At 33.2% G+C, this 13,008-nt stretch carries 13 protein-coding genes and 1 riboswitch; of the genes, 8 read left to right on the forward strand and 5 right to left on the reverse strand.

Going from position 1 to position 13,008, the window contains the following annotated elements; all coding sequences use genetic code 11:
* Window positions 1–494: 494 nt before the first annotated feature.
* Complete coding sequence (locus NNH57_RS04255) at window positions 495–860, reverse strand: hypothetical protein (RefSeq protein ID WP_108808315.1); 366 nt, start codon at window positions 858–860, stop codon at window positions 495–497.
* A gap of 214 nt (window positions 861–1,074) precedes the next feature.
* The gene (gene metK, locus NNH57_RS04260; RefSeq protein ID WP_074408523.1) at window positions 1,075–2,331 is read right to left on the reverse strand and encodes a methionine adenosyltransferase; all 1,257 of its coding nucleotides are present in this window, start codon (window positions 2,329–2,331) and stop codon (window positions 1,075–1,077) included.
* 330 nt (window positions 2,332–2,661) lie between these two features.
* A riboswitch (SAM riboswitch) is annotated at window positions 2,662–2,770 on the forward strand.
* Window positions 2,771–2,886: 116 nt separating this feature from the next.
* Here metK and NNH57_RS04265 point away from each other — a divergent pair.
* From NNH57_RS04265 to NNH57_RS04285, 5 genes are all read left to right on the forward strand, one after another.
* Window positions 2,887–4,173 carry an O-acetylhomoserine aminocarboxypropyltransferase/cysteine synthase family protein gene (locus tag NNH57_RS04265; RefSeq protein ID WP_074408522.1) on the forward strand — a complete coding sequence of 429 codons (1,287 nt, stop codon included), beginning with the start codon at window positions 2,887–2,889 and terminating at the stop codon, window positions 4,171–4,173.
* A gap of 82 nt (window positions 4,174–4,255) precedes the next feature.
* On the forward strand, window positions 4,256–5,218 hold the full coding sequence (locus tag NNH57_RS04270) for an alpha/beta fold hydrolase (protein ID WP_108808316.1): 963 nt from the start codon (window positions 4,256–4,258) through the stop codon (window positions 5,216–5,218).
* Between the two features lie 13 nt (window positions 5,219–5,231).
* Complete coding sequence (gene thrA, locus NNH57_RS04275; protein WP_108808460.1) at window positions 5,232–7,646, forward strand: bifunctional aspartate kinase/homoserine dehydrogenase I; 2,415 nt, start codon at window positions 5,232–5,234, stop codon at window positions 7,644–7,646.
* A 146-nt stretch (window positions 7,647–7,792) separates the two neighbouring features.
* Entirely contained in the window at window positions 7,793–8,218 is a 426-nt protein-coding gene (locus tag NNH57_RS04280; RefSeq protein ID WP_074408520.1) for an OsmC family protein, read from the forward strand.
* Window positions 8,215–9,393, forward strand: coding sequence for a trans-sulfuration enzyme family protein (locus NNH57_RS04285; protein WP_074408519.1), 1,179 nt, complete (start codon window positions 8,215–8,217; stop codon window positions 9,391–9,393). The genes NNH57_RS04280 and NNH57_RS04285 overlap by 4 nt, the downstream gene beginning before the upstream one ends.
* A 99-nt stretch (window positions 9,394–9,492) precedes the next feature.
* Here the strand turns inward: NNH57_RS04285 and NNH57_RS04290 are convergent, their stop codons facing one another.
* The 3 genes from NNH57_RS04290 to NNH57_RS04300 all read right to left on the reverse strand — a co-directional run bounded on the left by NNH57_RS04290 (window position 9,493) and on the right by NNH57_RS04300 (window position 10,665).
* A complete protein-coding gene (locus NNH57_RS04290; RefSeq protein WP_074408518.1) occupies window positions 9,493–9,684 on the reverse strand; it encodes a hypothetical protein in 192 nt (63 codons plus the stop codon).
* Window positions 9,685–9,697: 13 nt separating this feature from the next.
* Window positions 9,698–9,883: a hypothetical protein gene (locus NNH57_RS04295; RefSeq protein WP_108808318.1), complete on the reverse strand. Its 186-nt coding sequence runs from the start codon at window positions 9,881–9,883 to the stop codon at window positions 9,698–9,700.
* Window positions 9,884–10,122: 239 nt separating this feature from the next.
* Complete coding sequence (locus tag NNH57_RS04300) at window positions 10,123–10,665, reverse strand: hypothetical protein (RefSeq protein WP_074408517.1); 543 nt, start codon at window positions 10,663–10,665, stop codon at window positions 10,123–10,125.
* Between the two features lie 326 nt (window positions 10,666–10,991).
* On the opposite strand from NNH57_RS04300, the gene NNH57_RS04305 reads away from it, so the two are divergent.
* Genes NNH57_RS04305 through cysD form a run of 3 tightly spaced genes read left to right on the forward strand, consistent with a single transcriptional unit; the run spans window position 10,992 to window position 12,898 of the window.
* Window positions 10,992–11,258 carry a DUF2061 domain-containing protein gene (locus tag NNH57_RS04305; protein ID WP_025665120.1) on the forward strand — a complete coding sequence of 89 codons (267 nt, stop codon included), beginning with the start codon at window positions 10,992–10,994 and terminating at the stop codon, window positions 11,256–11,258.
* 32 nt (window positions 11,259–11,290) lie between these two features.
* A complete protein-coding gene (locus NNH57_RS04310) occupies window positions 11,291–11,917 on the forward strand; it encodes a phosphoadenosine phosphosulfate reductase domain-containing protein (protein WP_108808319.1) in 627 nt (208 codons plus the stop codon).
* A 21-nt stretch (window positions 11,918–11,938) separates the two neighbouring features.
* On the forward strand, window positions 11,939–12,898 hold the full coding sequence (cysD, locus tag NNH57_RS04315) for a sulfate adenylyltransferase subunit CysD (RefSeq protein WP_234423394.1): 960 nt from the start codon (window positions 11,939–11,941) through the stop codon (window positions 12,896–12,898).
* The last annotated feature ends 110 nt before the right edge of the window (window positions 12,899–13,008 follow it).

Genomic DNA, 13,008 nt, shown 5'->3' on the forward strand with positions numbered 1-13,008 from the left:
TTGGGGGGTTAGTAATCATAAGTATAAAATTGAAGTTATTTATATAAGATTAATTTTTATAATCTGGATATTAAATAAATATCTGATCTTCAGTTACTAAGATAGTTATACTAATTCAATTTTGACTACGGAAAAACCGCAATATAGTACAGGGATTTTTCCCCTAAAATGTGCTGAGAAGTACTGTGGTTACTCGTATTTTTTTCTAAATAGTAACCGAAAATTTTATTTTATATTTTATACAAGAAAAATATAAAATATAGAGTTAATCAAGTGGTAATAAGGGATGAAAGCTATTTTGAAAAACCGAATAAAAAAACTGATTTTCTTGAAAATAATGCTTTTTTCAAGAAAATCAGCCTGTTTTTTATTTCACAAAATGGTGAAAAACGTCAAATTTTAGACTATATAGAAATAACTATATGTTAATAAAGTGATATAAGGTAATTGAAAAAGTTGCTTTTTTCAGAATATTATAGACCTAATTATATAGTTTACCAACCCGATAAACGAGATTGACCACTACCTATATTATATGCAGGAATATCTATATATATAGTATCCATAACCTTTGAAGCATAAATACTATGTTTTGCATTAGAAGCTCTTCTTTTATTTTTTTTGAGTTGTTTTTTGATTTTTCGCCACTCTTTTTTACTATAAAAATCCTTATCCTTCATTTTTATAGGAGCATGTATCACCAAACGATCTGTCATAGCAATTTCATCAGTACTATATTGCTCTTCCTGAATTTGATTATCAATAGTTTTTACCGAAGTCAGATCATTTTCAAAATCCTGACCAAAAGACATACTAAACACTAATAAAAAAGCGATATTGAATGCAAATTTTAATTTCATTTCCCTAAATTTAAATGAATTAATAGCGGTACACTAAAATTCTAAAACTAAAACATATCGAAATTATTTTCCCTCCAAATAGATATGTTTATGTACCTCATTATATTAATGTGATAAATGTAATGATAATACTTGATTTCGTAATACGGGAAAACCTCATTTTTTCAGAGCTTCACCTAATTTTTCGATGAATAACTATAAAACCAGATAAAAACTAGATATTAAAAGCTTTTTTAACAGCTTCTACATAGTCAAGTTTCTCCCAGGTAAATAACTCTACTTCCTTTTCAATTTTACCAGAATACGGACTTTCAAAAACCTTAGTAATCGTTTGTGGTTCTTTACCCATATGACCATAGGCAGCTGTTTCCTGATAGATAGGATTACGTAATTTAAGACGTTTCTCGATAGCAGCTGGACGCATATCGAAGATTTTACCTACTGTTTCTGCAATTTCACCATCAGTTAATCCAAGTGAGCTACTTCCGTAAGTGTCTACAAAAATAGAAGTAGGTTCAACAACACCAATCGCATAAGATACCTGTACCAATACTTCATTCGCTACTCCTGCGGCTACAAGATTTTTGGCTATATGTCTGGATGCATATGCAGCAGAACGATCTACTTTACTTGGATCCTTACCCGAAAAAGCACCTCCACCATGAGCACCTTTACCACCATAAGTGTCGACTATAATTTTTCTTCCGGTAAGACCAGTATCTCCATGAGGACCACCAATTACAAATTTTCCGGTTGGATTAATGTGATATGTGATCTGATCATTAAATAATTGTTGAATATAACTAGGTAATTGAGCAATTACTCTAGGCATTAAAATAGAAATGATATCATTTTTTATTTTACTTAGCATTACATCATCATTGCTATCAAAATCATCATGCTGTGTAGATACTACAATAGCAACGATACGTTGAGGTACATTGTCATCATTATATTCGATAGTTACCTGGCTTTTAGAATCAGGACGTAAATAAGGGATTTCTATACCTTCACGTCTTAGTTTGGCCAATTCAATTAATATTTTATGAGAAATATCAAGAGCCAAAGGCATGTAATTAGCAGTTTCTTTGGTAGCATATCCAAACATCATTCCTTGGTCACCAGCACCTTGCTCTTCTTTATTCTCACGATCAACCCCTTGATTTATATCTTGCGATTGTTCATGAATAAGAGAGATTACTCCACAAGAATCACCACTAAATTGGTATGCACCTTTGGTGTAACCAATTGTATTGATGACATCTCTTGCAATATGTTGTACATCGAGATATGTTTTTGATTTTACTTCTCCGGCAAGTACTACCTGACCAGTAGTTACAAGCGTTTCGCAGGCTACTTTAGAGTCAGCATCAAAAGCTAAAAAGTTATCTAATAATGCATCACTTATCTGATCTGCTACTTTATCTGGGTGTCCTTCAGATACACTTTCTGAAGTAAATAAATATGCCATTCTTTGTTGTTTTATGAGAAAATACTTAGACGTAATTGCAATGTGAAGCTTTCGACAGAACATCTTAATCGAACTGCTTTAGCATTTTTTATACTGTAAAAAAAAATTATTTCAGTATTTGGGTTGCAATCAGTCAAATCTTTCCCCGAAAATATTTTGGCAAAGGTAAAAAAAATGATAATACTTAAAAGCATTTAACGTATCATTAATTTTCTTTAATGAAGATTATTTTTAGGAAGCCAACTTTAATCAAATAATTTTTGAAGGAAAAATGATTTGATTAAAAAATAATTACTAGATTTGTCCCCGAAGTTTCTTATACATATTAGTAAGTTATTAAGAAAGGTGGAGGGAATAGACCCGGTGAAACCTTAGCAACCCTTTGATTTATTAAAGAAGGTGCTACATTCTATCTCAATTAATTGGGAGAAGATAACTCGATACAATTATTATTTCTGTAATTGTCTTTCCTTTCTTTTTAATTTTCTATTTACATACACTATAATCGAGTGTTTGATGTATTTGAATTTTGTTTAAAATTTAAAATAGAAAATTATGAGTATACAAAAATTTGCAACAGGAGCTTTGCATGCAGGTCATGATGTATCTGCCAATGGTGGAACAAGAGCGGTGCCAATTTATCAAACAACATCGTATGTTTTTAACAATTCTGATCATGCTGCCAATCTATTTAACTTGTCCGAAACAGGATTTATTTATACGAGATTAAATAACCCGACAAATGATATCCTAGAACAACGCCTTGCAACATTAGAAGGAGGTATTGCGGCAGTAGTAACGTCGTCGGGGACAGCAGCAATCAATACGACTTTGCTAACCTTACTAAAAACAGGTGATCATATAGTAGCATCGAGTAGTTTGTATGGCGGGACATACAACTTGTTAAATGTTACATTGCCTAGATTTGGCATTACAACAACTTTTGTAGATCCTTCAAACCCGAATAATTTTAAAGATGCTGTACAAGAGAATACACGCGCATTTTTTGTAGAATCATTAGGAAACCCAAAGCTAGATGTATTAGACTTAAAAGCAATTTCGTCTGAAGCCAAAACCTATAAAGTACCTTTAATAGTTGATAATACAGTTGCTACACCGGCATTACTTAACCCTATCGAGTATGGGGCTAATATCGTAATTCATTCCCTTACAAAATATATTAGTGGTAATGGAACATCTCTTGGAGGAGCAATTATCGATGCAGGGACTTTTGATTGGTCTAGTGGCAAGTTTCCGGAGTTTACAGAGCCTTCACCGGGATACCACGGATTAGTATATCACGATGCATTAGGACCAGCAGCATTTATTGCAAAAGCAAGAATAGAAGGATTGCGAGATCATGGAGCTGCACTAAGTCCATTTAATGCATTTCAGATTTTACAAGGTTTAGAAACCTTAGAAATCAGAATAAAAAAACATAGCGAAAATGCATTGAAGCTTGCTAAATGGTTAGAAGAGCAAGAAGAGGTAAGTTGGGTAAAGTATCCGGGACTCAAAAATGATACATACTATGAGCTAGCTAAAGAATACTTGCCAAAAGGGCAAAGTGGGATCATCACTTTTGGAGTAAAAGGTGGTTTTGACTCTGCTAAAACGGTAGCAGATGAAACAAAAATTTTCTCTTTACTAGCAAATATAGGAGATTCTAAATCTTTAATTATACATCCTGCTAGTACCACGCACCAACAACTAGACCCTGCACAGCAAGAATCTACTGGGGTAACTCAGGATTTGATACGATTATCAGTTGGACTCGAAGATATTGAGGATCTAAAAGAAGATTTAAAAGAAGCTTTTAATAAAGTAAAAGTTAAAATTTAAAAGATCCAAAAATCGGTATCCTTTTTATAAGGATTTATAATAATGAGGGAGTATTAAAATAACCTCAAAGAAATTATAAAGAATGCTTCAAGAATTAGACATCTTAAACTATACTACAATAAAGGGAAGATCTATTGATCAGATTCATCTCACATACGAAGTATTTGGGAAACCTCTCTATACGGCACCAATTGTTTTAGTTAACCATGCTCTTACCGGCAATTCTGCTGTATGTGGAGAGCATGGTTGGTGGAACGGCTTGATAGGGAAAGATAAGTGCATTGATACCAATAGATACACCGTTTTGTCTTTTAATATTCCTGGAAATGGATATGATGGAAAAGAAGAAAACTTAATTGAAGAGTATAAAATATTTAATGCACGAGATATTGCTATTATCTTTTCTGAAGGGTTAAAACTATTGAAAATTGATAAACTACATGCTGTAATTGGAGGATCTGTTGGTGGTGGTATTGCGTGGGAATTAGCAGCTCTTAATCCTAGTTTAATTACCCATTTAATTCCGGTAGCTACAGATTGGAAATCTACAGATTGGTTAAAAGCTAATTGTTTGGTACAAGAACAGATTTTATTGAATTCTAAAAACCCTGTTCATGATGCCAGATTACATGCTATGCTGATCTATAGATCCCCAGAATCATTTAAGCAAAAATTTGATCGTACTTATAATGATGAAAAAGACATGTATAATATAGAAAGCTGGCTATTGTATCATGGAGAAAAACTAGACGGTAGATTTGCACTTTCTGCCTACAAGGAACTAAATCATATCCTGGCAAATATCGATATAACAGAAGGACGAGGAAATTTTGATGAAGTAGCCGCATCAATCCAATCCAATATTCATGTCATCAGTGTAGATTCTGATATATTTTTTACAGCGGCAGAAGATAGGGTTACATTTAAAAAGCTGAAAAGAGTAAAACAAAATGTTACTCATAAAATAATTAACTCGGTTCACGGCCACGATGCCTTTTTAATAGAATTTGAACAATTGAATGCATTATTGAAAGATGTGTTTTAAAGAAAAAGAAAAAATGAAAGTTTTAAAATTTGGAGGAAAATCACTTGCTAACGGAAAAGGAATTCATGCAGTGATAGATATAATTGAAGATAAGGTTAAAAATGGTGAAAAGATTACCGTTGTCCTTTCTGCTCGTGGTAATACAACTGATGAGCTTGAAGAAATTCTTGAAAAAGCCGTTAAAGGAAAAAATTACCAGTTGCAGTTAGAAGCACTTAAAAAATACCAAATTGCAGATTTTGATAATGCTGATTTTACCAAGGAGTTCGAAACATTAGACAAACTTTTTGAAGGAGTTTCACTTTTGGGAGACTATAGTAAGAGGGTAAAAGATCAAATACTATCACAAGGCGAAGTTGTTTCGGCCAAATTGGTAACGCAAATTCTTAAAGAGAAAAACATCAAAGCTAATTTTACCGATAGTAGAACTCTGATCATAACAGATGCCCAATTCGGAGATGCCCAGCCACTCGATAAGTTATCCAAAGAAAATGTAATTAATCACTTTCAAACGTATAATGGTACTACAGTAAATATTGTTACAGGTTTTATAGCATCTAATACCAAAAATGAAACAACCACTTTAGGAAGAAACGGAAGTAATTATACAGCATCATTGCTAGCAAATTATTTAGAAGCAGAGGAGTTACAAAGTTTTACTCATGTAAACGGGATCTATACGGCAAACCCAGACTTAGTGCCTGATGCTATAAAAATTGAAAAACTATCATTTACAGAAGCTAATGAATTAGCATATTTTGGAGCTAATATTTTACATGCAAAAACTATAATCCCATTAATTGAAAAGAATATCCCACTTAGGATTTTGAATACTTTTGATCATAAAAATAAAGGAACTTTAATTACATCAGAAGCGAGTGAAAAGGGAATCAAATCTCTTTCGGTTTTAGAAAATGTAGCTCTAATCAATCTTGAAGGAAGAGGACTCTTAGGGAAAGTAGGAGTAGATGCAAGAATATTTAAAGCACTAGCCCATAAAAATATTAGTGTTAGTATTATTTCACAAGGTTCATCAGAACGTGGGATAGGTTTTGTTGTCGAAGCTGATAAAGCAAAAGAAGCTAAATCTATATTAGAACAAGAATTCGAATCAGATTTTTATAAACGTGATGTTAGTGGGATTTCAATAGAAAAAGATGTCTCTGTGATTTCTATTATTGGCCAGGATCTAAGCACATTTCATAAGCCATACAATGCATTGATTAAGAATCAGGTAATTCCATTATTGTTTAATAATACGGTTACAGGAAAGAATGTGAGTTTGGTAGTGCGAAAAGAACAATTGCATCGCGCCTTAAATGTGATTCATGGTGAGATTTTCGAAATTTCTAAAAAAATCAACATAGCTATATTTGGTCATGGATTAGTAGGAGGTACGTTGATAGATCAAATCTTAAAATCTTCAGAGCAGATCGAAAAACGAAAAAAAATCAACCTCAATATTTTTGCAGTAGCAAATTCTAGAAAAGTACTCTTAGATAAAAACGGGGTCGCGCAAAACTGGAAAAATGCTATCGGTGAAAAAGGAATTTCATATACGGTTGAAGATGTGATTCGATTTGCAGATGATCATCATTTAGAAAACCTGATAGCTATTGATAATACAGCTAGTCAAGGGTTTACCGAAAACTATATCAATTTGGTAGAACACGGTTTTGATTTAGTTTCCTCTAACAAAGTAGCTAATACATTAAGTTTTAATTTTTATAAGAAATTAAGAGCTAGGCTAGAAGAAAATCAAAAACAATACCTGTATGAAACTAACGTAGGAGCTGGGTTGCCATTGATTGATACTATTAAATTACTGCATTTGTCAGGAGAAAATATAACTCGAATTAAAGGTGTTTTCTCTGGGTCACTAAGTTATTTATTTAATACTTTTTCTGTAGAAGAACGACCGTTTAGTGAGGTATTGCAAGAGGCAATTGATAAAGGATTTACTGAGCCTGACCCTAGAGAAGATCTATGTGGTAATGATGTAGGGCGAAAATTATTAATTCTAGCAAGAGAATTAGATTTAAGTAACGAATTTGAAGATATTAATATTCATAATCTAATTCCTGAAGAATTAAGGGCTGGAGAAGCAAAAGAGTTTTTAGGAAGGCTAAAAGAGTTGGATGTTGTTTATAAAAAAGTTAAAGAAGAGCAAAAACCTAATCATGTATTGCGATATATTGGTGATCTTTGGGGTGATTTGTCACAAGAGAAAGGGAATTTGGATGTTAAATTAGTTTCTGTACCTCAAAGTAGTGCGTTAGGACAGGTAAAAGGTTCCGACTCTATATTCGAGATTTATACAGAATCATATGGCGATCAACCTATCGTAATTCAGGGAGCTGGTGCCGGAGCAGCTGTAACAGCAAGAGGAGTGTTTGGAGATGTCTTACGATTAGCAGAAAAAGGATGAAATTATAATTGCGTTAGGGATTGAAGCGACATCCTTTTGTAACCCTATCACCCTAAAATAGAATCAAGGGATTTTGATAGATTATAAAAGATATAGCTGAAAGCCTGGCCCCTAATTGATTAGGGGAACGCCCAAAACAATATACAATGAAAATACAGCTAAAAAGAATAGACAACGATTATCATTTCGAATTAAAAAATGAAAGAGGGCATGTAACTTATATAGATAGTACGGCCAAAGTTGGAGGACATGACCAGGCACCAAGTCCAATGGAATACGTATTAATGGGAGTCGCTGGGTGTAGTGCTATTGATGTGATTTCTATTTTAAAGAAACAACGACAAGAAATTACAGGCTATAGAGCAGAAGTAGATGGTGCTCGCGAAGAAATTGATGGGGCAAAACCTTTTAAGAAAATTACGGTAACTGTTTATCTCGAGGGGGATATTGTTCCAGAAAAAGCACAGAGGGCTGCAGAATTGTCATTTGAGAAATATTGTTCGGTATCCAAAACATTAGAACCTACAGCTACAATAGAGTACAAGGTAGTGGTTAATAATAAAGAAGTATGAGCCTTAAAAATTTAAATTTTGAAACACAAGCGGTAAGAACGCAAACGGATAAAACACAGTTTTTAGAGCATTCTACTCCAATGTATTTAACCTCGGGCTTTGTTTTTGAAGATGCAGAAGAGATGAGAGCTGCTTTTGCAGAAGAGAAAGAACGAAATCTATATAGTCGCTTTAGTAATCCTAATACAACAGAATTTGTAGATAAGATTTGCAAATTAGAAGGAGCAGAAGACGGGTATGCATTTGCAACGGGTATGGCAGCAGTGTTTTCTACATTTGCTGCATTGTTAGATGCTGGTGATCATATTGTTTCGGCTCGGTCTGTATTTGGTTCTACGCATACTTTGTTTACCAAATATTTGCCAAAGTGGAATATAGAAACCAGTTATTTTAGAGTAGATGAGGTGGATAAAGTAGAAAGCTTGATCCAGCCCAATACAAAAATTATATATGCAGAATCTCCAACAAATCCGGGAGTAGATGTTTTAGATTTAGAATTGTTGGGAGCGATAGCAAAAAAACACAACGTGCTTTTGGTTATTGATAATTGTTTTGCGACTCCATATTTGCAAAACCCGATTAAGTTTGGTGCAGATTTAGTAATTCATTCTGCAACTAAGCTAATTGATGGCCAGGGAAGGGTTCTGGGAGGAGTGACTGTTGGTAAAAAAGAACTGATAAGAGAAATTTACCTCTTTTCGCGTAATACCGGACCATCACTATCGCCTTTTAATGCGTGGATATTGTCTAAAAGTTTAGAAACCTTGGCGGTTCGGGTAGATCGTCACTGTGAGAATGCACTAAAACTAGCAGAGTTTTTAGAATCACATCCTAAAATAAACTGGGTGAAATATCCATTTTTGAAATCTCATCCACAATATGAAGTTGCCAAAAAGCAAATGAAAATGGGAGGTAATGTTGTTGCTTTTGAAGTAAAAGGAGGTGTACAAGGAGGTAAAACTTTTTTTAATAGTGTACAAATGTGTTCTCTGTCTGCCAATCTTGGTGATACCAGAACCATAATTACACATCCCGCTTCAACAACACATAGTAAACTAGCCGAAGAAGATAAGCTTGTTGTTGGGATTACAGATGGAATGGTGCGTTGTTCTGTGGGGTTAGAGCATATCGATGATGTTATATCGGATATAGAACAAGCATTAGAAAAAATATAGAAGCTATAAAACTTCTTGTAGTATTAGTATAAAATGAAAAATGCTCTGAAAATTAATTTTTCAGAGCATTTTTTGATGAAAATTAATTAATTTTTACGGTTATATAAAATGACAACGCCCGTTTGACATGCATGTACCTGCATCACAAAATAAACGTACTCCACCTCTCCAGGTACAGCATTGATATCCGTTTTGATAACAACCAAAACCTCTTGCTCCCGAACCAGAGATTGAACTTTGTTCGGTTTTACTTAATAAGGAAACTCCTTTTAAATTTAAAATTTTTTTCATAAAATAATTTGTTTTAAGAATACACACAATATCCATTAGGTAGGCATTGCCCTACATCACAGAAATTTCCGTTACCAGTTTCTCTACAGCACTGATTTCCGTTTTGAAAACAAGGAGTCCCGCTGCGCGAACCCAAAATTTGACTTTGATCATTTTTACTTAATAGGGTAACTCCTCCTAAGTTTAAAACTTTTTTCATAATGTAATTTGTTTTAAGAATGAATAGAATTGCGCCTTTAAATCGGGGTATTATTGGTTAAATGAACAATTCTATAGATTTAGTTTCTCAAATTTAAAATTTGAATAAAGGATATATACCCCCGTAAACAGGGGAATATGTGTTTTTGATTATAAAAACAGGTTTTAGGAAAATGAGCAAATAAAAAAACTGAGGAATTCCTCAGTTTTTTTATTCAAAGAATTTAGAAGCTTATGGCCTTATTTTTTTGTCAGAGTAAAAATTTGACTTCCGGTAACTTCAAAAGTAATTCCTTGTTGTTCTACCGTTTCTTTGATGTCTTTTTTTATACTCATGGTTTGTGCTGTTAATGCAATAATATCAAAAGACGCATCTTTTTCGGCAACAGTAGTAATTAATTTGGTCCCATCTATTTTCCACTCCCCAGCTCCAATAAAATCTGGAATTGATTCTTCATAATCAATAGATTGTGTAGGGATAGTTATTTTTGCTACTAATGTAAACCCTCCAGAGCTAATAAAAGTATTGGGTTTATCGGTATCAGAAACTTCTGTAAAAGTTGCTTCTGCAGTATAATCTTTACCCGATATAGAATAACTGCCACTCACAGGTATGTTTTCAATAGTAGCAGTAACTTTCCCATTTTCAGATTTGACATCTGAAAGACTCCACTCGCCAGGGATTAAGGATTGATCAATTTCAATTGGAGAATCATCATCGTTGTTACAAGAAACAAATAGTAGGGTACTTGCTAAACATAAAAGCATTGCAAATCTTTTCATTTCGATTATATATTTTGGGTTAATATTACTTTTATCAACGAGTTAGAAATTCACATATTGTCAATTTTTCTAGACAAAATCTCTTTTTATGTGATTTTTAAGGATAATTAATAAAAGTTTAATAGGATGTTCTTCAATAAATTATACAAAGATTACAGGGTTGACTTAATAATCTACTAAGTTACTAGGGTTTTTGTTGAAAATATCATAATTCTTACGATTTTCTACAAGAACTTTTGAGATTTTTATGCTTTAAACAAAATATTATATATACATTTGTTTAATAATCTACTATTCCGATAGGGTAATAGATTTTTTGAAAAAAAATGATTTTAGATCAAATGATATTAGATAAAGTAGCTACACAGAAAACAACGTATCAGGATGATAAAACCTCTGAGAAACCAATACGTAGTATCGCAAAAGCAGTAAGCTGGAGAGTCGTGGGTACATTAGATACATTAATAGTGTCTTATGTGTTAACGGGAGAGATCGCTCTTGCTACTTCGATTGCATCTATTGATTTTGTGACAAAAATGATTCTGTATTTTTTTCACGAAAGAATTTGGAATCGTATTAAATGGGGGAAATAATTGCTATAGTAGAAAAACAAGTATAGTAGGCTATGAGTTTAACAGGAAAAGAAATAGAAAATTTAAATAAATCTCTAAAGGATAAAACACCTTTAGAAATTGTACAATGGGCAGTTTTAAATGCGAAAACTCCGGTTGTAACTACTAATTTTAGACCATATGAGGTTGCAATTCTTAATGTTTGTTCAAAAGCATTGTCAGATATTCCGGTAATATGGTGTGACTCTGGATACAATACTCCAAACACCTATAGACATGCCGAAGAGGTTATTGATATGCTAGCACTAAATGTTAAATTATATGTTCCTAAACAGACCACAGCACATAGAGATGTAACTATGGGAATTCCGGATATTGATGATCCCAAACATAAAATTTTTACAGAACAAGTAAAATTAGAACCATTTAGAAGAGCAATGTCGGATTTTACTCCTGATGTTTGGTTTACAAACCTAAGGAAAGGACAAACGGCACTTAGAGATTCGCTGGATATTGTAAGTATGGGTAAAGATGGAATTTTAAAAGTAAGTCCATTTTACTATTACAATGATGAAGAGTTAGATGTGTATTTAGAAGAACATAAATTACCTAACGAATTTAAATATTTTGATCCAACTAAAGTATTGGAAAATAGAGAGTGTGGATTACATACTAACTAATAAAATACGAAAAAGATAAGAATGGAAATACTAGAAAAGAAAATAGAACAATTAGAAGGGACGGCAGGAAATCTGGCTGGAGCATCTGTTCTTAAGGTAAATCCTTTGGAGAGTGAAGCAATTTATATTTTTAGAGAAGTAGTAGCACAGTTTGAAAAACCAGTATTACTTTTTTCTGGAGGAAAAGACTCTATTACTTTGGTACGATTGGCCCAGAAAGCATTTTATCCAGGAAAAATTCCTTTCCCTTTATTACATATTGATACGGGGCATAATTTTCCCGAAACTATAGAATTTAGAGATCGATTAGTTAAAGAGTTAGGGGTAGAACTTATTGTTCGCAATGTTCAGGATTCTATCGATCAAGGTAAGGTTATAGAAGAAAAAGGAAAATACGCTAGCCGTAATAGTTTACAAACTACCACACTTTTAGATGCTCTGGAAGAATTTAAGTTTGATGCAGCTATTGGTGGAGCTCGTAGGGATGAAGAAAAAGCCAGAGCCAAAGAACGTATATTCTCTGTTAGAGATGATTTTGGTCAATGGGACGAGAAAAACCAACGTCCTGAATTGTTTGATCATCTTAACGGAAAAATTGATTTAGGCCAAAATGTAAGAGTGTTTCCAATTAGTAACTGGACAGAATTAGATGTATGGAGCTATATCCAAAAAGAAGGAATCGAAATTCCGTCTATATATTTTGCTCATACCCGTAAAACATTTGTGAGAGATGGGATGATTTGGTCTGCCGAAGATGATGTTGTGTATAGAGAAGATGATGAAGTGGTAGAAGAAAGAATGGTGCGCTTTAGAACTGTTGGTGATATGTCATGTACCGCAGCAGTCCTTTCTGATGCAATCACTATAGATAAAGTAGTATCAGAGATCAGAGAATCTACAATTTCAGAACGAGGAGCTCGTATCGATGATAAACGATCAGAAGCTGCGATGGAAAAACGAAAACAACAAGGATATTTCTAAAATTAGTTCCTGGTTATTAGTTTTCTAATGATTAGTGAGAATATAAATTAAGGATCAAAATAATTGGTGATAGTATTGGTAAAGGAATCTTTTATAAGTCATAAAAAAGA

The organism is Aquimarina spinulae, from assembly GCF_943373825.1.
Lineage (GTDB): Bacteria > Bacteroidota > Bacteroidia > Flavobacteriales > Flavobacteriaceae > Aquimarina > Aquimarina spinulae.